This window comes from Micromonospora desertarenae, from assembly GCF_056150265.1.
Window position 1 is genome coordinate 414406 of sequence record NZ_JAXCFQ010000003.1, and the last position, 21660, is coordinate 436065.

14 protein-coding genes are annotated in these 21660 nt (G+C 75.1%); 5 read left to right on the plus strand and 9 right to left on the minus strand.

All coding sequences use genetic code 11. From position 1 onward, the window contains the following. Window positions 1-159: 159 nt before the first annotated feature. The gene (locus tag SM577_RS07865) at window positions 160-498 is read right to left on the minus strand and encodes an ArsR/SmtB family transcription factor (protein ID WP_474580415.1); all 339 of its coding nucleotides are present in this window, start codon (window positions 496-498) and stop codon (window positions 160-162) included. A 518-nt stretch (window positions 499-1016) separates the two neighbouring features. On the opposite strand from SM577_RS07865, the gene SM577_RS07870 reads away from it, so the two are divergent. After that, window positions 1017-2036, plus strand: coding sequence for a LacI family DNA-binding transcriptional regulator (locus tag SM577_RS07870; RefSeq protein WP_474586568.1), 1020 nt, complete (start codon window positions 1017-1019; stop codon window positions 2034-2036). Between the two features lie 21 nt (window positions 2037-2057). Here SM577_RS07870 and SM577_RS07875 read toward each other — a convergent pair whose 3' ends face one another. After that, a complete protein-coding gene (locus tag SM577_RS07875; protein WP_302917828.1) occupies window positions 2058-3710 on the minus strand; it encodes a bifunctional diguanylate cyclase/phosphodiesterase in 1653 nt (550 codons plus the stop codon). A 208-nt stretch (window positions 3711-3918) separates the two neighbouring features. Here SM577_RS07875 and SM577_RS07880 point away from each other — a divergent pair, with 208 nt between their 5' ends. Beyond that, window positions 3919-4296, plus strand: a complete 378-nt coding sequence (locus tag SM577_RS07880; RefSeq protein ID WP_302917829.1) for a PH domain-containing protein — start codon at window positions 3919-3921, stop codon at window positions 4294-4296. 151 nt (window positions 4297-4447) lie between these two features. On the opposite strand, the gene SM577_RS07885 is transcribed toward SM577_RS07880, so the two are convergent. Next, on the minus strand, window positions 4448-5374 hold the full coding sequence (locus SM577_RS07885; protein WP_474586569.1) for a 2-hydroxyacid dehydrogenase: 927 nt from the start codon (window positions 5372-5374) through the stop codon (window positions 4448-4450). A gap of 221 nt (window positions 5375-5595) precedes the next feature. On the opposite strand from SM577_RS07885, the gene SM577_RS07890 reads away from it, so the two are divergent. From SM577_RS07890 to SM577_RS07900, 3 genes are all read left to right on the plus strand, one after another. Further along, entirely contained in the window at window positions 5596-7416 is a 1821-nt protein-coding gene (locus SM577_RS07890; RefSeq protein WP_474586570.1) for a SpoIIE family protein phosphatase, read from the plus strand. Between the two features lie 129 nt (window positions 7417-7545). Next, window positions 7546-8721, plus strand: coding sequence for a PQQ-dependent sugar dehydrogenase (locus SM577_RS07895; RefSeq protein WP_302917832.1), 1176 nt, complete (start codon window positions 7546-7548; stop codon window positions 8719-8721). Between the two features lie 49 nt (window positions 8722-8770). Next, a complete protein-coding gene (locus SM577_RS07900; RefSeq protein ID WP_474586571.1) occupies window positions 8771-10348 on the plus strand; it encodes a metallophosphoesterase in 1578 nt (525 codons plus the stop codon). A gap of 14 nt (window positions 10349-10362) precedes the next feature. On the opposite strand, the gene SM577_RS07905 is transcribed toward SM577_RS07900, so the two are convergent. From SM577_RS07905 to ligA, 6 genes are all read right to left on the minus strand, one after another. Next, a complete protein-coding gene (locus tag SM577_RS07905; protein WP_302917834.1) occupies window positions 10363-12720 on the minus strand; it encodes a transketolase-like TK C-terminal-containing protein in 2358 nt (785 codons plus the stop codon). Window positions 12721-12835: 115 nt separating this feature from the next. Continuing rightward, window positions 12836-14335, minus strand: coding sequence for an Asp-tRNA(Asn)/Glu-tRNA(Gln) amidotransferase subunit GatB (gene gatB, locus SM577_RS07910; protein WP_474586572.1), 1500 nt, complete (start codon window positions 14333-14335; stop codon window positions 12836-12838). 13 nt (window positions 14336-14348) lie between these two features. Next, complete coding sequence (gene gatA / locus SM577_RS07915; RefSeq protein WP_302917836.1) at window positions 14349-15824, minus strand: Asp-tRNA(Asn)/Glu-tRNA(Gln) amidotransferase subunit GatA; 1476 nt, start codon at window positions 15822-15824, stop codon at window positions 14349-14351. After that, the gene (gene gatC / locus SM577_RS07920) at window positions 15821-16126 is read right to left on the minus strand and encodes an Asp-tRNA(Asn)/Glu-tRNA(Gln) amidotransferase subunit GatC (protein WP_088995614.1); all 306 of its coding nucleotides are present in this window, start codon (window positions 16124-16126) and stop codon (window positions 15821-15823) included. The genes gatA and gatC overlap by 4 nt, the downstream gene beginning before the upstream one ends. Before the next feature lie 153 nt (window positions 16127-16279). Further along, entirely contained in the window at window positions 16280-19120 is a 2841-nt protein-coding gene (locus SM577_RS07925) for an EAL domain-containing protein (protein WP_474586573.1), read from the minus strand. A gap of 186 nt (window positions 19121-19306) precedes the next feature. Then, window positions 19307-21442 carry an NAD-dependent DNA ligase LigA gene (ligA, locus tag SM577_RS07930; protein WP_474586643.1) on the minus strand — a complete coding sequence of 712 codons (2136 nt, stop codon included), beginning with the start codon at window positions 21440-21442 and terminating at the stop codon, window positions 19307-19309. Window positions 21443-21660 lie beyond the last annotated feature (218 nt).

Sequence of the window (21660 nt, forward strand, 5' to 3'; positions counted from 1 at the left end):
GTGCCGGATGGCGCTGGGGGTGTCCGGGAAGACCAGGCCCCACGGCCACGGTGACCCCGGCGAGCAGGTCGCGGCGGGGCGAGCGGCGCACCGCCCGCCAGTCGGCGGGTTGCGGCAGCAGGCCGAGGAGGCGATGGCGGAGCAGGACGGCAGCGGCACTCACCGGGTGGACCCGTCGGCCCGCAGCTCGCCGAGCAGCCCGTCCCGGTCGGCGAGGACCGCGCCGAGGATCCGCCGCCCGGCGGCGAGCAGGTCGGCCACGTCCGGGGTGCTGAGCGCGTACATGACCAGGGAGCCGTCCCGCCAGGTGCTGACCATGCCGGCGCGGCGCAGCACGGCGAGCTGCTGGGAGAGGTTGGACGCCTCGACGTCGATGGCCGCGAGCAGGTCGCGGACCGGCCTTGGCCCGTCCTGGAGCAGCTCCAGCACCCGGATCCGCACCGGATGCCCGAGCGTGCGGAACAGTTCGGCCTTCGCCTGGTACAGCGGCACTGACACGCCGTCGCCTCCCCCTGTCGCGCGGCCACCCGCCGCACAGCCCTGAAGACTTTAGCACTTGCACAATCCTTCAAGTCAATGGTGCGGCCTAGGCCGAGAAGGGCCCCGTCTCATCTCACCCTCCGCATGCTGGAACCCCCCGTAGATCGAGAGACGTTGACTTAACCGGATAAGCAGGGACACCGCACGGGCCGGTTGCGACAGTGTCAAACGATCGACAACCGCCGACCTCCCCCGATGGATCCGAGCGCCATGTGAGCACGACCATGCGTGCGGTCGACCTTGATGCGGATAGGCCGGCCCGCTGACTCCCGATGCCGGGCAGTGAGACTTAACCGGAAAAGGTCGTAGCCCCGAGGGCCGTCTCGGCGCGGCAGCCAGGCACCGGCCGGGTGCAGTACCGTGATCTCCGCCGGCCGCCCGGCGGGCACGTCCCCGGGTCGGACGGACGGTCCCGCCACGGGCGGGCCGGGAAAACGCCGTCCCGCCACCGCGCGGGAGGGAGGAGGAGCACGCCGGTGAAGCGGCCGACCATCGCCGACGTCGCCCGACGGGCCGGGGTCTCCAAGGGCGCGGTGTCGTACGCGCTGAACGGCCAACCCGGCGTCTCCGCGGCCACCCGCCAGCGGATCCTCGCCATCGCCGCCGAGATGGGCTTCAGCCCCAGCAGCGCGGCCCGGGCGCTCTCCGGCGCCAGCGCCGAGGCGGTCGGGCTGGCCCTGTGCCGCCCGGCCCGCACCCTCGGCATCGAGCCGTTCTTCATGGAGCTGATCAGCGGCGTCGAGGCGGAACTCGCCGCCCGGTCGTACGCCCTCACCCTCCAGGTGGTGGCCGACCCGGCGGCCGAGATCGCTGTCTACCGGCGCTGGTGGGGCGAACGGCGGGTCGACGGCGTGCTCGTCTGCGACCTGCGCACCGACGACCGCCGGGTGCCCGTGCTGGAGGAACTCGGCCTGCCCGCGGTGGTGATCGGCGGCCCGACCGGCACCGGACGGCTGGCCAGCGTCTGGTCCGACGACGCGGCCGCGCTGGTGGAGACGGTGGAGTACCTGGTCGCGCTCGGGCACCGGCGGATCGCCCGGGTCGGCGGCCTGCCCGACCTGCTGCACACCGAGATCCGCACCGAGGCGTTCGACCGGGCCTGCCGGCGGCTCGGGCTGGCCGACGCGGTGACCGTGCCGTCGGACTACACCGGCGAGGAGGGCGCCCGGGCCACCCGCCGGCTGCTCAGCTCCGCCGCCCGACCCACCGCGGTGATCTACGACAACGACGTGATGGCGATCGCCGGCCTGTCGGTGGCCCAGGAGATGGGGCTCGCCGTTCCCGGTGACCTGTCCATCGTGGCCTGGGACGACTCGCCCCTCTGCCAGCTGGTGCACCCGTCGCTGACCGCGCTCAGCCGGGACATCCCGGCCTACGGCGCGCACGCCGCCCGGCAGTTGCTGGCGGTGATCGGCGGCGCCGACCCGACCGGGTTGCAGGACGAGACGGCGCACCTCACCCCGCGCGGCAGCACCGCGCCGCCGCGGAACGGTTGAACCGGCCGGACCGGCGGGGCCTCAGCGGAACGCGGAGGGGAACTCCTCGAAGTACGCCTCCACCCGCTCCGCGGTGGCCGGCCGGGCCAGCGCGAACCCCTGGCCGTAGCGGCAGCCGGCCCGGCACGCCCCCTCGACGTGGGCGGCCGACTCCAGCTCCTCGGCGACGATCTCCAGCCCCAGGCGGTCGCCGACGTTCACCACCACGTCGATCAGTGGGCGCTCCGGATCCGCCGGGTCGACCAGCTCCGGGCCGACCTTGAGCAGGTCGATCGGCAGCCGGCGCAGTTGCGCGAGCGAGGCGTGCTCGGCCCGGAAGTCGTCCAGCGCGGTGCGGATGCCGAGCGACCGCAGCCCGGCCAGCCGGGCCACCACGGTCGGCAGCTCGGCACCCACCCTCGGCTCGGCCACCTCGACCACCAGCCGGTCCGGCGGCACCCCGTACGCGTCGAGCACCGCCGCGGTACGCGGCACGAAGTCCGGCGAGACGAGTTCGGGAACGCTGACGTTGATCGCCATCCAGAGTTGTCGGCCGCCGGTGGACCAGGCGGCGAGTTGGCGGCAGGCCCGCTCCAGCACCCAGCAGCCCACCTCCCCGACGAGGCCCAGGTCCTCGGCCACCGGGAGCAGCTCGGCCGGCAGCACCGTGCCGAACACCGGGCTGCGCCAGCGCAGCAGCGCCTCCGCGCCCACCGGAAGCCGGTCGGCCAGCCCGACCACCGGCTGGTAGACCAGGTCCAGCTCGCCCCGGGCGAGCGCCCCCGGCAGCTCCCGCTCCAGGTCCAGCCGGCGGACCAGCTGCTCCTCCAGGTAGGCGTCGTACCACTCGACCCGGTCCCGGCCGAGCTGGACGGCCCGCCGCCGGGCCAGGTCGGCCTGGCGCAGCACGTCCTCCGGCCCGGATCCGGCGATCTCGGCCAGCCCGATGCTGGCCCGCAACCGCAGCACCGCCCCCGGCACCGGATAGGGCTGGGTGAGCGCGGCCAGCAACCGGGTGCCCAGCGCGTACGCCAGCACCGGGCCGGCGGCGGTGAGCACGGCGAACCCGGCGCCGCTCGGCTCGGCGAGCAGGTCCCGGGGGCCGAGCACCGCGCGGGCCCGGCGGACCGCCTCGGCCAGCACGTCCTCGCGGACCGCGTACCCCGGCCCCTCGGCGGCGGCGGTCAGCTCGACGACCAGCAGCGCCCCGGACGGCACCGGCGCGTCCCGCAACGCGTCCAGGGCGCGCACCAGGTGAGCACGGTCGGCGGGCACCGACGCACGGCCGGCCGGCGGCTCGGCCGGCGCCCGCCGCTCGCCGAGCAGTTCGCGGAGCACCAGCGGCGGCACCACCGCCAGGGCGAGCAGGACGGCGGTCGGGTCGGCCGCACCCGCGCGGAGCTGGTGCCCGGCGCCCAGCACGGCCAGCCCGAGCACACTGGACGCCCCGACCAGCTGGCAGCGGCCGACCCCGCCGTACCGGTAGGCCTCGGTCAGCGTGACGAGGGCGCAGGCGGCCGGCGCGCCGAGCGCCACCGCCACGGCGAGCCGGGCCGGGCCGCTGAGCCCCTCGGGCAGCAGCAGCCACGCGGCGAGCACCAGTGCCACCGCCGGGCAGGCCGCGTCGGCGGCGTGCCGCTGGAGGCGTCGGGACGCCGGCGGGAGGGAGACGAGGGAGGGGTACGGAAGGGGCACGGCGATCGCCTTCGTGAGGGGGGCACGGGGCGGTGCGGGGCGCGGGCGGCGGCGCGGAGCCGAGTCCACCGTCCACCAGAGCCGAACGAGGGACGGCCGGCCGGGTGACGGGCACCGGACAGTGACCCACGTCACTACCGGGGTCGATCCGCCCACCCGGTTTCCGCCCGACGGGAACGGCACCGGGCCGGGGTGGGATCATCGGGGGGTGAGCCGCTCCGACACCGTCCGCTTCCGCTACAACCAGGCGATCCTGGTCGCCGCGGTCATCGCGGCCATTGGCGCCCTGCCGCTGGCCAGCGCCCGCTGGTACCTGCTGCCGGTGCTGCTCGTGCCGGTGGCGGTCGGGCTCTGGGCGTGGCGGGCCGGCACCGACGCCGACGCCCGGGAGCTGCGCCTGCGGGCGCTCGCCGGGCAGCGCCGGATCGGCTGGGAGCACGTCGTCGAACTGGCCACCGACCCCCGCGGGCGGGCGGTCGCCCGGCTCGACGACGGGCAGCAGGTGGTGCTGCCGGCGGTACGCGGCACTGATCTACCCCGACTGGTCTCGGCGACCGGGCAGGCCCTGCCCGGCTCGGCCGGCTGAGCCGGGGCCACCCTTCCGCGCCGCGACCGGCGCGGCCGCGGCGACCCGCCCGGCCGCCCGTCAGCGACAGCGGGTGCCGTCCGCGACAGCGCCAGCCCGTCCGCGGCAGCGGCGGGCCGGTCCGCCACGGCTGCCGGCGCCGGGCGGCGGCTCAGTAGCCGTCGACCACCGCGTTGATCAGCGGCTCACCGGCCGCGAACCGCCGCACCTGGTCGCCGACCAGCCGGTACGCGCGCGGCAGCAGTCCCCGCACCGAGCCGGCCACGTGCGGGGTGAGCAGCACGTTCGGCATCGCCCAGAGCGGGTGGTCGGCGGGCAGCGGTTCCGGGTCGGTGACGTCCAGCGCGGCGGAGATCCGGCCGGTGGACAGCTCGGCGACCAGCGCGTCGGTCCGGGCGACCGGCCCGCGGGCGGCGTTGACCAGCAGCGCGCCGTCCCGCATCGCGGCGAGGAACTTCTCGTCCACCAGCCCCCGGGTCCGCTCGGTCAGCGGCACCAGCAGCACCACCACGTCCGCCTCCGGCAGCAGCCGGGGCATCTCGTCAACGCCGAACACGCCCTGCTCGGGGCGGGCGGTACGGGCGACCAGCGTGAAGTCGACCTCGAACGGGGCGAGCCGGGCCCGCACCGCCGAGCCGATCGAGCCGGCTCCGACGATCAGCACCCGCTTGCCGGCCAGCTCGTCGGTGGGCGCCACCGCGTCGTACGCCCACTCCCGGCGGGCCTGCGCCCGGGTCAGGGCGGGAAAGGCGCGCAGTTGGGACAGGATCGCGGCGACCACCCACTCGGCGGTGGACGGGTCGTGCACCCCGCTCGCGTCGCAGAGGGTCACCCCGGCCGGGATCCGGCCGACCCAGGCGTCCGCCCCGGCGGAGAGCAGCTGCACCGCCTCGAGGTCGGGCAACTCGCGCACCAGCGCGGCGGCGGCCGGACCGGCCAGGAACGGCGGCACCCAGAACCGGACGCCGGCCACGTCCGAGGGGAGCCGGGCCGGGTCCTCGGCCACCTCGACCGTGACGCCCGTCGGCGGCTCGCCGAGCAGCGCGCGCCCGGCCTCGTGCGGGATCCATACCTTCACGCCCGCCGACCCTATGCCCCCGCCCCGGTGGCCGGCCGGTCGGGGCGGATCCCGGCACCCGGACGGGTGCCACCCGGTGACCGAGCCGACCGGGCGGCGCGGGGTGACGCAGCCGACGACCGCGACCGCCCCGGCGGCACGAGTCGCCGCCGATTCGCCGGGGTATACGGGTGGCCGGAGTGCCGCCGGCCTCCCTCCGCCCCTCGCCAGACAGGTGCACGATGACCGACGGCCCCCGTGGACAGCGCACTCCGCCTTCCGTGCCGAGCACGGGGCTGGCCGACCCGGGCCGGCTGCGGTCGCTGGACGAGACCGGCCTGGGGCCCGCGCCGGACGAGGCGTTCGACCGGTTCGCCCGGCTGGTCGGTGACCTGCTCGACGTGCCGGTGGCGCTGGTCTCGCTGGTCTCCGCCGACCGGCAGTTCTTCCCCGGAGCGGTCGGCCTGCCGGAGCCGTGGGCCGCGCTGCGCGAGACGCCGCTGAGCCACTCGTTCTGCCAGCAGGTGGTGGACATCCCGGCGCCGATGGTGCTCCCGGACGCCCGGCTCGATCCCCGGGTGCGCGACAACCGGGCGGTGCCCGACCTCGGTGTGGTCGCGTACGCCGGGATGCCGCTGACCGACCTGGCCGGCCGGGTGCTCGGCGCGCTCTGCGCCATCGACAGCAGACCCCGCGCCTGGACCGCCGACCAGCTGCGGACCCTCGCCGACCTGGCCGCCGCCTGCTCGTCGGAGCTGCGGCTGCGGATCGCGCTGGACGGCGCCGAGCAGGCCCGGCGGCGGGCGGAGGAGGCGCACGCCCGGCTGGAGCTGCTGGCCGGGCTGAGCGAGACGCTGGCCGGCACGCTGGAGGTGTCCACCGCGCTGCGCCGGCTCGGCGAGACCATGGTGCCGCTGCTGGCCGACTGGTGCCTGGTGACGCTGGTCGGGCCGGACGGCTCGCCGTACGAGGTGACCGGGACCCACCGGGACCCGGCCCACGCGGCCGACGTGGCGCGCTTCGCCGACCTGATGCGCACCCGGCTCAGCCCGGAGTCGATCACCCGCGCGGTGCTGCGCACCGGCCGTCCGGTGCTGGGCGGCGCCGGCGGTCCCGCCGACGTCCGGCGCGGCACCGTCGGCCCGGAGATGCCGGAGATCGCGGCCCGGGTCGGCTTCGCCTCGCACCTGACCGTGCCGGTCACCGACACCGGGCGGGGCCGGGTGCTCGGCACCATCACCCTGGTCAACGGGCCGGGCCGGCGGAGCTTCGACGACGGCGACCTGCTCACCGCGCTGGACATCGGCCGCCGCGCCGGGCTGGCGATCGGTAACAGCTCGATCTACGGCGAGCAGCGGCACGTCGCCCACGTCCTGCAACACAGCATGCTGCCGCACCTGCCCACCACCCGCGGCCTGGAACTGGCCGCCCGGTACCAGCCGGCGGCCGACCGGGTGGAGGTCGGCGGGGACTGGTACGACGCGTTCGTCCAGCCCGACGGGGACCTCGTCGCGGCCATCGGGGACGTCGCCGGCCACGACATCGAGGCGGCGGCCACCATGGGGCAGTTGCGCAACCTGGTCCGGGGCAACGCCTTCGGCCGGCCGGACGCCCCCGGCGAGCTGATGAGCCACCTGGACGAGGTGATCCGGGGGCTGCGCATCCCCTCCGCCGCCACCGCCATCCTGCTCCGGCTGCACCGCGACGGCGCGGGCGGCTGGTCGGTCAACTGGTGCAACGCCGGGCACCCGGCCCCGCTCGTGGTCCGGGCCGACGGAACGGTCCGGGCGCTCGCCGGGGCCCCGGAACCCCTACTGGGGCTGGCCCGGCCGGTGCCCCGGACCACCCGGACCACCGGCCTCGCCCCGGGCGACACCCTGCTGCTCTACACCGACGGCCTGGTGGAACGGCGGGACCGGTCCATCGACCACGGCACCTCGGAGCTGCTCGACCGGCTGGCCGGCACCCACGCCCTGCCGCTGGCCGAACTCTGCGACCTGCTGCTGGCCGGGGCCGCCAGCCGGGAGGACGACGTCGCGCTGCTCGCCGTCCGGGCCCGCTGACCGCACGCCGTTCGGGCCGGCCGAACCGGAACGCGCGGGGCCACCCCGGCGGCGGCCACCCCGACCGCGCACCGCGGGTCGGCTCCGTCGGGCCGGTTTCCGGGGCCCCGGCGGGCTAACCTTGGGCCGGTGAGCGCCCGTCCCCCGTACCCCCGCACCCGCCGCCTCCGGGCGGCCGTCGCGGCGCCGTGCGCGGCGCTGCTGCTGGCGGTGACCGGCTGCAGCTTCGGCGAGCCGGAGCCCGACCCGGCCGGCGAGCCGCCCAACCTCCCGACCCCCTCGGCCACCGCCAGCCCCGGCGGCGCGGGCCAGCAGGTCGTCACCACCGTGCTGGCCAAGGGGCTGCGGGTGCCGTGGGGCATCGCGTTCCTGCCCGACGGCGGCGCGCTGGTCACCGAGCGGGACACCGCCCGCATCCTCAAGGTCGGCCCCGAGTCGGGGCCGGACGGGCTGAAGGTCACCGCTGTGCAGACCATCGCCGACGTGGCCGCCGCCGGCGAGGGCGGCCTGATGGGGATCGCCGTCTCCCCCGACTACGCCCGGGACCGGTCGGTCTTCGTCTACTACACCACCGAGCAGGACAACCGGATCGCCCGGCTGCGGCTCGGCGAGGAGCCGACGCCGATCCTGACCGGCATCCCCAAGGCCGGCATCCACAACGGCGGCGGGCTCGCCTTCGGCCCGGACGGCCGGCTCTACGCCAGCACCGGCGACGCGGGCGACCGGCCGCAGTCGCAGGACCCGAAGCGGCTCGGCGGCAAGATCCTGCGGATCACCGCCGACGGCAAGCCGGCGCCGGGCAACCCGTACCCCAACTCCCCCGTCTGGTCGGTCGGGCACCGCAACGTGCAGGGCCTGGCCTGGGACGCCGGCAAGCGGATGTACGCCGTCGAGTTCGGCCAGAACACCTGGGACGAGATCAACGAGATCACCAAGGGCCGCAACTACGGGTGGCCGCAGGTCGAGGGGCGCGAGGACGACAAGCGCTTCGTCAACCCGGTCGTCCAGTGGCCGACCTCGGACGCGTCCTGCTCGGGAATGGCCGCTGTCGACCGGGTGTTGGTCACCGGGTGCCTGCGGGGCAAGCGCCTCTGGCTGGTCGAGCTGACCGACACCGGCACCGTCCTCGGCCAGCCGCGGGAGCTGCTGACCAACCGGTACGGCCGGCTCCGGGCGGTGGTGGCCGCCCCGGACGGCTCGCTCTGGGTGAGCACCTCCAACCACGACGGGCGGGGTGACCCGGCGCCGGAGGACGACCGGCTGCTGCGGTTGGTCTTCGCCGACGGCGGGGCCGGCCGGAGCTGACGGCGCCCGCGGGTTTGTCAAGATCCTTCACTGGGCAGGTCGGGAACACATGGATGGGCAGCAGAACCAGGAGCACGGCGGCGGAGGCGAGGAGACTCCGGTGACCGGCCACGCCCCCGACGTGCCGTTCGGAGCGCGCCCGGGCACCCGGCCCGACTGGCGCCGGCCGGTGCGCCGGCTGGGGGTGACCCTGGCCGTGCTGGCGGTCACGCTGGTCGGCGTGGTGCTCGGCGTGCTGGCCGGCGGTCAGGTGAGCACCGACATCGGGCCGTTCCACGCCGACCTGCGGGTGGCCCCGGCGACCAGCGGCAGCACCACCGTCGACATCCCGCCGCTGGGCGCGCTGCTGCTCGACAGCCACGACGGGCCGACCCACCTGACAGTGGAGCTGGGCGCGCTCGACCAGGGGCGGACCGAGGCACTGCTCGACGACCCGGCGAGCATCAACCGGGCGAGCCAGTCCGCGGTCGACGACGTCCGCGAGGGGGTGATGCGGCTCGGCCTGCGGACCGTCGCGTCGGCCGTGCTGGTCACCCTGGTGCTGGCCCTGCTGGTGTTCCGCAACGCCCGGCGGGCGGCCTGGGCCGGCACGCTCGCGCTGCTGGTCACCGCCGGCAGCCTCGGCGCCGCCGCGGCCACCCTGCGCCCGCAGTCGATCGAGGAGCCGCGCTACGAGGGGCTGCTGGTCAACGCCCCGGCGATCGTCGGCGACGCGCGCCGGATCGCCAACGACTACACCCGCTACGCCGAGCAGCTCCAGCGCATCGTCGGCAACGTCAGCCAGCTCTACACCACGGTGTCGGCGCTGCCGGTCTACGAGCCCGAGCCGGACACCACCCGGGTGCTGCACGTCTCCGACATGCACCTCAACCCGACCGGCTGGCAGCTGATCCGCACGGTGGTCGAGCAGTTCGGCATCGACGTGGTGATCGACACGGGCGACATCACCGACTGGGGCAGCGAGCCGGAGGCCAACTACGTCGGCTCGATCGGGCTGCTCAAGAAGCCGTACGTCTTCATCCGGGGCAACCACGACTCGGGCCGGACGGCGGCCGCGGTGGCCCGCCAGCCGAACGCGATCGTGCTGAACAACAGCACCACGACGGTCGCCGGGCTCACCATCGCCGGCATCGGCGACCCGCGCTTCACGCCGGACAAGAACACCTCGCCGGCCGGCAGCGGCCTCACCCGGCAGGTCGCCGACCAGGTGATCGGCGCCGGCGAGCAACTGGCGGCCACGGTGCGCAGCTCACCGCAACCGGTGAACATCGCGCTGGTGCACGACCCGGCCTCGGCGGGCCCGCTCTCCGGTACCTGCCCGCTGGTGCTCGCCGGGCACACCCACAACCGGCAGGTGTCGAAGCTGCCCGAGGTGGCCGGGCAGATGCCGACCCAGCTCATGGTGCAGGGCTCCACCGGCGGCGCCGGGCTGCGGGGCCTGGAGGGCGAGAAGCCGACCCCGCTGACCATGAGCGTGCTCTACTTCGACAAGGACAAGCTGCTCCAGGCGTACGACGACATCACCGTGGGCGGCACCGGCCAGGCCCAGGTGAACCTGGAGCGGCACATCGTGGAGAACCCGAAGGCCGGCGCCCCGGTCCCGGTCACCCCCACCCCGACCCGCTGACCCGCCGGGGCGGCTCAGCGCAGGGCTAGGGCGGCCAGGGCGGCGTTGACGATGCTGCCGGGCAGCAGGTCGTGCAGCTCGTACAGCTCCCCGACGCTGCCGGACTGGCCGAACTCGTCCACCCCGAGCGGCACCGCCGGGGCGCCGAGCGCCGAGCCGAGCCAGGCCATCGCGTGCGACGCGGCGTCGTGCACGGTCACCACCGGCACCCGGTCGGCGAAGGCGGTGCGCAGCGCGCCCGGCACGCTCGGCACGGTCGCGGTGCGCACGCCCTGGCGCAGGGTGCGCTGCCAGGCCCGGTAGAGCCGGTCCAGGCTGGTCACGTCCACCACGTGCGCGGCGATGCCCTCCTCGGCCAGCTCGGCCGCCGCCGCCAGCACCTCGGGCAGCACCGCGCCGGACGCGGCCAGCTGCACCACCGGCGCGTCGGCCAGGTGCGGGTACGCCTGGTGCGCGTCCACCAGCCGGTACGCCCCGGCCACCGCCTGCCGGCGCAGCACCGCGTCGCCCAGCCGGGCCCGGGCCGCCTCGAACGGCGCCTGGTCGATGGGGCGGGTGCTGAGCCGGAAGTAGTACGCCCCGTCCTCGGCCGGGGCGGCGGTGGCCGACGGACTCGCCCCGCCGGCGATCTGGCCCAGCGCGTCGCAGAGCAACCAGTCCAGGGTGGTCGCGTACGCGGGCTCGACGAAGGTCACGCCGGGCAGCTCCAGGCCCACCGAGGCGGTGATGGTGGACTGGTGGGCCCCGCCCTCCGGGGCGAGCGTGATGCCCGACGGGGTGCCGGCGACCACGAACCGGGAGCCGGAGTACGTGCCGTACAGGAACGCGTCCAGGCCGCGCAGCACGAACGGGTCGTAGACGGTGCCGACCGGCAGCAGCGGCTGGCCGGACAGGTCCCAGGACAGGCCGAGCTGGCCGAGCAGCAGGAACAGGTTCATCTCCGAGATGCCCAGCTCGATGTGCTGCCCCGCGGGGCTCTCGGTCCAGCGCAGCATCCGGTCCTCGGTCCAGGAGCGCTGCTCGGTCGGGGCGAACACCCCTGTCTTGTTGATGAAGCCGGCGAGGTTGGTCGAGGTGGCCACGTCCGGCGCGGTGGTGACCAGGTACTTCCCGACCTCGGGGTCGCGGGCCAGATCGACCAGCACCCGGCCGAAGACCTCCTGGGTGGAGATCGGCTTGTTGGCGCGTACCCGGGTGGTCTCCGGGACGGTGATCCCCAGCGCCCGCCGGCGCGGCGGGCGGGACAGCGTCTCCCGGCGCTCGCCGGCCCGGATGCCGGCCGCCGACGCCGGGTCGAGGCGGTCCCACTCGGTCTGCGGGGTCAGCCCGTGCGCCGCGCGCAGCGTGTCGACCTGTTCGGTGGAGAGCAGCGCCGAGTGGTTGCGCGGGTTGCCGGCGATGGGCAGCCCCCAGCCCTTCACCGTGTACGCGAACACCACGCTGGGCCGGTCGGTGACCGCGTCGCACTGGGCGTACGCGTCGAGCAGCGCCGCCAGATCGTGCCCGCCGAGGTCGGTGACCAGCGGCCCCAGCTCCTCGTCGGGGATGTCGGCGATGAACTCCGCGATGCCGGCCGGCGCGCCGTCGAGGAACTGCTTGCGCAGCGCGGGGCCGGCCAGCCCGAACAGCGACTGGTACTGCTCGTTGGGCATCGCGTCGATCCAGGACCGCAGCGCGTCGCCGCCCGGGCGGGCGTACGCCTCGGCGAGCTTGCGGCCGTACTTGACCTCGACCACGTGCCAGCCGGCCGCCTCGAACTGCCCGCGCCACTGGTTGATCCGCACCCCGGGGACGACCCGGTCCAGCGACTGCCGGTTGAAGTCGACCAGCCACATGACGTTGCCGAGCCCGGTGGTGGCCGGGTCGGCGACCGCCTCCCAGATGTTCCCCTCGTCCAGCTCGGCGTCGCCGATCAGCGCGATGAACCGGGACCGCGGGCGCGGCCCGAAGTGCGCGTCGACGTAGCGCCGGGTGGCGGCGGCGAACAGCGGTGCCGCCGCGCCGAGCCCGACCGAGCCAGTGGAGAAGTCCACCCCGTCCGGGTCCTTGGTGCGCGACGGGTAGGACTGGAGGCCGCCCCGGGCCCGCAACTTCGTCAGGTACGACCGGTCCAGGTTGCCCAGCAGGTACTGGATGGCGTGGAACACCGGCGACGCGTGCGGCTTGACCGCCACCCGGTCCTCGGCGTCCAGGTGCGCGAACCAGAGCGCGGTCATCGCGGTGACCAGCGACGCGCTGGACGCCTGGTGCCCGCCCACCTTCACCCCGTCGCCGGTGTCCCGGTCGTGGTTGGCCGCGTCGACGATCCGGGTGGCGAGCCAGAGCACCCGCCGCTGGATCTCGTCGAGGACGTCGAGGTCGTGTTGGTTCACGGTGGCTCCATCCGGGCGTCGCCGTTGACGCCCTGCCGAGGGGTGGCGCGGGTCGCGCGCGTTGCGGGCGGGACGGGCCGCCACCGGGTCCCGGCGGCGGCCGTCCGCTGGTGGTTCAGCCCTGGACGCCGAGGCGCGCCAGGATCAGCTCGCGGACCGTCTTCGCGTCCGCCTGGCCGCCGGTGGCCTTCATGACCGCGCCCACCAGCGCGCCGGCCGCGGCGACCTTGCCGCTGCGGACCTTCTCGGCGATGGCCGGGTTGGCGGCGATCGCCTCGTCGACGGCGGCGGTGAGCGCGCCGGTGTCCGAGACGACCTCCAGGTTGCGGTTGGTCATGATCTCGGTCGGCGAGCCCTCGCCGGCCACCACGCCCTCCAGCACGACCCGGGCCAGCTTGTCGTTGAGCTTGCCCGCGTCGACCAGGCCCTGGAGCTCGGCGACCTGCGCCGGGGTGGCCCCGACGTCGGCCAGCTCCACGCCGGTCTCGTTGGCCCGCCGGGACAGCTCGCCCAGCCACCACTTGCGGGCGGCGGCCGGGCTGGCGCCGGCGGCCACTGTCTGCTCGATCAGCTCGACCGCGCCGGCGTTGAGCACCGACTGCATGTCCGCCTCGGACAGGCCCCACTGCTCCTGCAGCCGGCGCCGGTGCAGCCGGGGCAGCTCCGGCAGGGCGGCCTTCAGCTCGGCGACCCAGGCCGGGTCCGGCGCGAGCGGCACCAGGTCCGGCTCCGGGAAGTACCGGTAGTCGGTCGCGGTCTCCTTGGACCGGCCGGGCGTGGTGTCGCTGGTGTCCTCGTGGAAGTGCCGGGTCTCCTGGGTGATCCGGCCACCGGCGTCGAGGACGGCCGCCTGCCGCAGCATCTCCGAACGGACCGCCCGCTCGACCGAGCGCAGCGAGTTGACGTTCTTGGTCTCGGTGCGGGTGCCCCACTCCTGCCCGGGCAGGTTGAGGGAGGTGTTGACGTCGCAGCGCAGCGACCCCTCCTCCATCCGCACGTCGGACACGCCCAGCGAGCGGATCACGTCACGCAGCTCGGTGACGTACGCCCGGGCCACCTCGGGAGCGAGCGCGCCGGTGCCGGCGACCGGCTTGGTGACGATCTCGACCAGCGGGATGCCGGCCCGGTTGTAGTCGACCAGCGACTCGGTCGCGCCGTGGATCCGGCCGGTGGCGCCGCCGACGTGCAGCGTCTTGCCGGTGTCCTCCTCCAGGTGCACCCGCTCGATGCCGATCCGCACCAGCTCGCCGTTCACCTCGACGTCCAGGTAGCCGTCGACGCAGAGCGGCTCGTCGTACTGGCTGATCTGGAAGTTCTTCGGCATGTCCGGGTAGAAGTAGTTCTTCCGGGCGAACCGGCACCACTGCGCGATGGAGCAGTTCAGCGCCAGGCCGATCCGGATGGTCGCCTCGATGGCCGCCTTGTTCGCCACCGGCAGCGAGCCGGGCAGGCCCAGGCAGACCGGGCAGACCCGGGTGTTCGGCGCGCCACCGAAGTCGGTCGGGCAGCCGCAGAACATCTTGGTGTTCGTGCCCAGCTCGACGTGGGTCTCCAGGCCGATCACCGGTTCGTAGCGCGCGACGACCTCGTCGTACGCGGGCAGTGTCGTCGTCATCGGTGCTCCTGCCTCACAGTGCCGGTGGGGTGAACGTGCCGACGGCGCTCTCCAGCGCGGCCGCGACCCGGTACATCCGGTCGTCGGCCATCGTCGGGGCCATGACCTGAAGGCCGACCGGGAGCCCCTCGGAGAGCCCGCACGGCACCGAGATGCCGGGGCCGCCGTACAGGTTCGTCGGGATGGTGAACAGGTCGGCCAGGTACATCTGGTACGGGTCGGAGGTGCGCGCCCCGATCGGGAACGCCACGAACGGGGTGGTCGGCGAGATCAGCGCGTCCACCTGCTCGAACGCGGCGGTGAAGTCGCGCGTGATCAGGGTGCGGACCTTCTGCGCCTGCCCGTAGTAGGCGTCGTAGTAGCCCGACGACAGCGCGTACGTGCCGATCATGATGCGGCGCTTGACCTCGGGCCCGAAGCCGGCCTCCCGGGTCAGCGACATGACCTCCTCCAGCGACCGGTTGCCGTCGTCGCCGACCCGCAGGCCGAACCGGACGCCGTCGAACCGGGCCAGGTTGGAGGAGCACTCACTCGGCGCGATCAGGTAGTACGCCGGCAGGGCGTACTTGAAGTTCGGGCAGGACACCTCGACGATCTCGGCGCCCAGCTTGGTGAGCGTGTCGACCGACTCGCGGAACGCGGCCATCACGCCCGGCTCGGCGCCCTCGCCGGTGAACTCGGTGACGATGCCGAGCTTCACCCCGGTCAGGTCGCCGGTCGCGCCGCGCTTCGCCGCGGCCACCACGTCCGGCACCGGCTGCGGGATGGAGGTGGAGTCGGCCGGGTCGTGCCCGCCGATCACCTCGTGCAGCAGCGCCGCGTCCAGCACGGTACGGGCGCACGGGCCGGGGGTGTCCAGCGAGGAGGAGAACGCCACCAGGCCGTAGCGGGACGTGCCGCCGTAGGTCGGCTTGGCGCCGACGGTGCCGGTGACCGCGCCGGGCTGGCGGATCGAGCCGCCGGTGTCCGAGCCGATCGCCAGCGGCGCCTCGTACGCGGCCAGCGCCGCGGCACTGCCGCCGCCGGAGCCGCCCGGGATCCGGCTCAGGTCCCAGGGGTTGTGGGTCGGGCCGTACGCGGAGTACTCCGTGGAGGAGCCCATCGCGAACTCGTCCATGTTGGTCTTGCCGAGCATCACCGTGCCGGCCTCGCGCAGCCGCCGCACGATCGTCGAGTCGTACGGCGGGCGCCAGCCCTGAAGGATCTTCGACCCGACGGTGGTCGGCACGCCCTTGGTGGTGAGCACGTCCTTGACCGCGACCGGCACCCCGGCCAGCGGGCCGAGCCGCTCACCGGCGGCCCGCCGCTCGTCCACCGCGCGGGCGGCGGCCAGCGCGCCCTCGGAGTCGACGTGCAGGAAGGCGTGCACCCGGTCGTCGACCGCCGCGATCCGGTCCAGGTGCGCCTGGGTGACCTCGACGGCGGAGGTCTCGCCCGCGGCCACCAGGCCGGCGATCTCCGACGCGGTCAGCTTGGTCAGGTCGGTCATGACGCCACATCCTCGTCCAGGATCCGCGGTACGCGGAACCGCTGCTCCTCCGCGTCGGGCGCGCCCGACAGCGCCTCCTCCGGGGTCAGGCACGGCGTCACCACGTCCTCACGCAGGACGTTGGTCAGCGGCACCGAGTGCGAGGTCGGCGGGATGTCCGCGGCGGCGACCTCGCCGACCTGGGCGACCGCCTGGAGGATCACGTCGAGCTGGCCGGCGAAGGTGTCCAGCTCCTCCTCCGTGACGGCGAGCCGCGACAGTCGCGCCAGGTGCGCGACCTCCTCGCGGGAGATGGCGGCCATCAGTGCCCCCTTCGTGACTGTGCTGCTTCCTCCGGGCGGTGTGCCGACCACGCGGCGTGGAGCGTGACGCGCGGTGACCGGAGCGAGTCTATTGTTCCGCTCCGGCGTCCCGCCCCCGACACCCCCTCCCCGCGCCGGGAGGGGGCGGGCCGGTCAGCGGGGCGACCGGCGCGGCAGGTCGTTGTCCGGGCCGCCGACCGGCCGGACCGGCCGGTAGCGGGCCAGCCAGCCGACCAGCTCCTCGGCCGGCATCGGGCGGGCGTAGAACCAGCCCTGCGCGGCGTCGCAGCCGGCCGCGTGCAGCATCCGCCAGGTCCGCTCGTCCTCCACGCCCTCGGCGACCACCCGCAGCCCGAGCGCCCCGGCCAGCTCGATCATCGAGCGGACGATCGCCGCGTCGTCGGCGTCCTCGGCCATCCCGAGGACGAACGAGCGGTCGACCTTCACCTCCGACAGCGGCAGCCGGCGCAGGTGTTGCAGCGACGAGTAGCCGGTGCCGAAGTCGTCCAGCGCGATGCCTACCCCGATCCGGTGCAGCCGGGCGATGGTGGCCAGCACCCGGCGCGGGTCGGCCATCAGGGCACCTTCGGTGATCTCCAGTTGCAGCCGCTGCGGCGGTACGCCGTACCGGGCGAGCCGGTCGGCGATCTGGTCGGCGATCTCCCCGGTGTGCAGGTCCCGGACGCTGACGTTCACCGCCGCCCGCAGCCCGATGCCGGCGGCCGACCACTTCGCGAGCTGCTCCACCACGTCGTCGACCACCCGGCGGGTGAGCAGGCGCATCACCGCGCTCTGCTCGGCGACCCGGATCAGCTCCTCCGGGTCGACCATGCCCCGCCGTGGGTGTCGCCAGCGCAGCAGCGCCTCGACGCCGACCACCTCGCCGGTCGCGATGGCGATCTGCGGCTGGTAGTACATGGTGATCTCGCCGGCTTCCGGGGCCGGCGCGACGGGCGGGGCCGCCGGCGGGGCGTCGGCGTCCCGGCCGGGCAGCGACGCCCCGTCACCGGGCCGCGCCTCGTCGGCGGCGAGACCAGCCGGCTCGGCCGGGACAACTGCCGCCGGTTCGCCCGCCGGTCGCGGTCGCTCGCGGTCCGCCGCGCGCCGCCGGTCCACGGTGGGGGTGGTGGACGCCCGCCGCCGGATCGGGTCGGCGCCGGTGAGGATCCGGGCGATCAGCTCGTCGTCCTGGTGGGCCGGGTCGGGTCGCTGCCGGCGCCGGGCCCACCACCGGCGATCAGGACGGCCGTCCGCCGACCGGCGCGAGCGCCGCCCGCCGCTGGTCGCCCCCGCGCCGCCCGGCACCGCCGCCCCGCCCGGCGGGGCAGTCGCCGCACCGTTCGGCACCGCCTCTTCGCCCGGCCTGGTCGCCGCCGCGCCGCCGGGCAGGGCGGTCGGGGCACCGCGCCACACCGACTCCCCGCCCGGCCCGGCCGCTTCCGTGCCACCCGGCGCCGCGTCCCCGCGCGAGCGGGCGTACGCCGCACCGTTCGGCGCCGGCTCCCCGCCGGGCCGCGTGGTCGGGGCGCCGTTGCGCACCGCCTCCGCGGCGGGCAGGGACGGCGCGGGCAGGGTGGCGCCGTCGCCACCGCGGGCCCCGCTCGGCCCGACGGGCGGCTCGGCACCCAGCCCGGCCCCAGCCGGGCCGCCGCTGGCCGGGCCGCCGCTGGCCGGGCCGCCGGTGGACGGGCCGGATTCCAGCACCCGGCGCAGGTCGGCGAGGAGCCCGAGCCGCTCGGCGGAGTTGTGGTCGGACTCGGCGGCGTAGACCGCGACGGTGTCGTTGCGGTGCTTCGCGTCGTACATCGCGACGTCGGCGTGGCGCATCAGGGTGGCGAAGTCCTCGCCGTGCTCGGGGAAGAGGGCGATGCCGATCGACCCGCCGACGTCCAGCGGCAGCCCGTCCAGCGACACCGGCTCGGCGAGCACCCGCACCACCCGGTCGGCCATCTCGCGCGCCTGCCCGGCGTCGGTGAGCCCGGTCATCACGATGGCGAACTCGTCGCCGCCGAGCCGCGCCACCATGTCCGGCTCGTCGACCACCGCGGTCAGCCGGGCGCTCACCTCGACCAGCAGCCGGTCGCCCACCGCGTGGCCGAGGGCGTCGTTGACGTTCTTGAACCGGTCCAGGTCGATCAGGAGCAGCGCCAGGTGCGCGTCCGGCTCGCCGCGCGCCGCCCGCTCGGCGTGCAGGTGCACCTGCTCGCCGACCTCGGCCAGCAGGGCCTTGCGGTTGGGCAGCCCGGTGAGCGGGTCGAGCGAGGCCACCTGCTGCTGCTCGACGGTGAGCCGGGCCATCCGGTACACGGCGAAGAGCGGCACCAGCACCAGCGGGATCAGCGCCGCGCTGGCCCGCGCCGCCGCCACCAGCACGGGCGCCAGCAGCAGCAATGAGCCGGTGGAGAGCAGCTCGAACGGCAGGCCCTGCCGGGCCGACGGCCACCAGCGGTCGCCGAACCGCAGCCGTACGGCCGCGCTGACCAGGCCGTAGTTGACCGCGAACCAGGCCACCGTGGCGCCGGCGACGGCCGCCACGTCGGCCCAGTGCAGCCGGTGGCCGTCGAAGATGCCGTCCGGGCCGAGCCGGGTGATGCCGTACGCGGCGGCCAGCGCGCAGGCGTACTGGCCGGCGTTGAACGCGGTGCGCCAGGCGGCGTGCCCCATCCGCCACCCGGAGACCACCACCGCCACCGCCTGCACCGCGACCGCCGGACCGAGCCCCCAGCCGAGCAGGATGGCGAAGGTGAAGCAGGTCGACGGGAAGACCGCGGAGGACTGCCGTCGCCCCGGCGGGACGAACGGGCGCGCGTCGCAGCCGACCGCGAGCACCGCCATCGTCCAGAACGCCGCCGGCAGCCGGGACACCTGCTCCGGCAGTGCGGCCAACGACGGCGCCGAGACCAGCACGGCGACGGCCAGCACCGCTGCCACGAAGGCGGAGAACGGCCCGGTGCGTCCAGGTGGGACGGAGTTGCGCGGATCGGCGGTCTCCATCACACCTCCCGGGACGCCGTGGCGCGTTCACGCGCCGTGCACCAATGAAACGCCCTCGGTGCCGGGTTCCCCGGTATGACAGTCACGAATCGGTCGTAGTCGTAATTAAGTTGGTATACGCGGCCAGGTGCCCGCAAGATCCCCACCCGGCCCGGGGTGCCAGCCGGCTGCCGGGACGGCCGGCGGTCACCCCTCGACGCGGGCGACCTCGCGGGCGGCGTCCGGCCCGGCGTCGAGGAGCACCCGGAAGCCGTCCTCGTCGAGCATCGGCACCTTGAGGCTGGCCGCCTTGTCGGCCTTGGAACCCGGGTTGTCGCCCACCACCACGAAACCGGTCTTCTTGGAGACCGAGCCGCTCACCTTGCCGCCCCGGGACTGGATCGCCTCGGCCGCCTGGTCCCGCGAGAAGCCGGCCAGGGTGCCGGTCACCACCACGGTGACCCCCTCCAGCGGGCGCGGGCCCTCGTCCACCGCCTCCTCGGCCATCCGTACGCCGGCCTCGGCCCACTTGCGGACCACCTCGCGGTGCCAGTCGACGGCGAACCACTCGCGGATGCTGGCGGCGATCGTCGGGCCCACCCCGTCGACCGAGGAGAGTTCCTCCTCGCTGGCCTTGTCGATCGCCTCCATGGAGCGGAAGTGCCGGGCCAGCGCCTGCGCGGCGGTGGGGCCGACGTGCCGGATGGAGAGCGCCACCAGCACCCGCCACAGGTCGCGTTCCTTGGCCACGGCCAGGTTGTCGAGCAGCTTGACCGCGTTGCTGCCGAGGCTGCCGTCCTTGTTGACGAAGAACGGCGACCGGGCCAGCTGGTCGGCGTCGAGCAGGAAGAGGTCGCCCTCGTCCTGGATGATCTCCGCGTCGAGCAGCGCCGCGGCCCCCTTGTAGCCGAGCACCTCGATGTCGAAGGCGCCGCGGCCGGCGAGGTGGAAGACCCGCTCGCGCAGCTGCGCGGGGCAGCTGCGGGTGTTGGGGCAGCGGATGTCGACGTCGCCGGACTTGGCGGGGGCGAGCGGCGTGCCACACGCCGGGCAGTTGGTGGGCATCACGAACGGCCGGGCGTCGGCGGGCCGCAGGTCGACCACCGGCCCGAGCACCTCGGGAATGACGTCGCCGGCCTTGCGGATCACCACCGTGTCGCCGATCAGCACGCCCTTGCGTTCGACCTCGCGGGCGTTGTGCAGGGTGGCCAGCGCGACCGTGGAGCCGGCCACCCGCACCGGCTCCAGCACCGCGAACGGGGTCACCCGGCCGGTACGCCCGACGTTGACGTCGATGTCGAGCAGCTTGGTGTTGACCTCCTCCGGCGGGTACTTGAAGGCGATCGCCCAGCGCGGCGCGCGGCTGGTCGAGCCGAGCCGGCCCTGGATGGAGACCGGGTCGACCTTGACCACCACGCCGTCGATCTCGTGCTCGACGTCGTGCCGGTGCTCGGCGTAGTAGGCGATGTACTCCGCCACGCCGGCCAGGTCGGGCACCACCCGCCACCGGTCGCTGGTCGGCAGGCCCCACGCCTTGAGCGCCGCGTAGGACTCGGACTGGGCGGTCGGCTGGAAGCCGCGACGGGCGCCGATGCCGTGCACCACCAGGCGCAGCGGCCGGGACGCGGTGATCCGCGGGTCCTTCTGCCGGAGGCTGCCGGCGGCCGCGTTGCGCGGGTTGGCGAACGGTGGCTTGCCCTGCTCGACCAGGCCCGCGTTGAGGTCGGCGAAGGCGGCCACCGGGAAGTAGATCTCGCCCCGGACCTCCAGGAGGTCGGGGATGTCGGGGAACTCGGGGGACGGCGTGAGCCGGCCCGGCACGTCCCGGATGCTGCGCACGTTGGCGGTGACGTCCTCGCCGGTGCGGCCGTCGCCCCGGGTGGCGGCCCGGACCAGCCGGCCCCGCTCGTAGGTCAGGTTGATGGCCAGGCCGTCGACCTTGAGCTCGCAGAGGTAGGACACCGGCCCGCCGGCGTCGCGCTCGACCCGCTCGGCCCAGGCGGCCAGCTCCTCGTCGGCGAACGCGTTGTCGAGCGACATCATGCGCTCGGCGTGGGTGACCGGGGTGAAGTCGGTGGAGAAGGTGCCGCCCACCCGCTGGGTCGGCGAGTCGGAGGTACGCAGCGCCGGGTACCGCTCCTCCAGCGCCTCCAGCTCACGCAGCTGCCGGTCGAACTCGGCGTCGGAGATCGTGGGTGCGTCCAGCACGTAGTAGCGGTACTGGTGCTCGGTCAACTCCTGGCTCAGCGTGGCGTGCCGCTCCCGGGCCTCCGGGGTCGGCTCGCCACCCGCCGCGGCCTCCTGCGCCGGGCTCACCTGCTGCGCGACCGCATCCTCGGACATCGCCCCGGACCCGTCGCCGTCTGTGGACACCTTGCCGTCCTTGGACACCTCGTGCGACCTCCCTGATCACGCTACCCCCGCACGGTATCCGGAAGGTGAGACAATCCGCCGCCCACCCGCCGCGCCCATCCGCCCGCGCCGCCCGGCACCGGTCCCGCCCGGCCCCGGGTTTCCGGTGCCGCCGGCCGCACCGTGCGAGGATCACCGGACGGCGGACC

Coding starts and splice junctions, on each gene's coding strand:
- gatC (WP_088995614.1), bottom strand. CDS start 16,126: ATGGCCGCCATCTCCCGCGAGGAGGTCGCGCACCTGGCGCGACTGTCG.
- SM577_RS07900 (WP_474586571.1), top strand. CDS start 8,771: ATGGATGGGCAGCAGAACCAGGAGCACGGCGGCGGAGGCGAGGAGACT.
- gatB (WP_474586572.1), bottom strand. CDS start 14,335: ATGACGACGACACTGCCCGCGTACGACGAGGTCGTCGCGCGCTACGAA.
- gatA (WP_302917836.1), bottom strand. CDS start 15,824: ATGACCGACCTGACCAAGCTGACCGCGTCGGAGATCGCCGGCCTGGTG.
- SM577_RS07890 (WP_474586570.1), top strand. CDS start 5,596: ATGACCGACGGCCCCCGTGGACAGCGCACTCCGCCTTCCGTGCCGAGC.
- SM577_RS07925 (WP_474586573.1), bottom strand. CDS start 19,120: ATGGAGACCGCCGATCCGCGCAACTCCGTCCCACCTGGACGCACCGGG.
- ligA (WP_474586643.1), bottom strand. CDS start 21,442: ATGTCCGAGGATGCGGTCGCGCAGCAGGTGAGCCCGGCGCAGGAGGCC.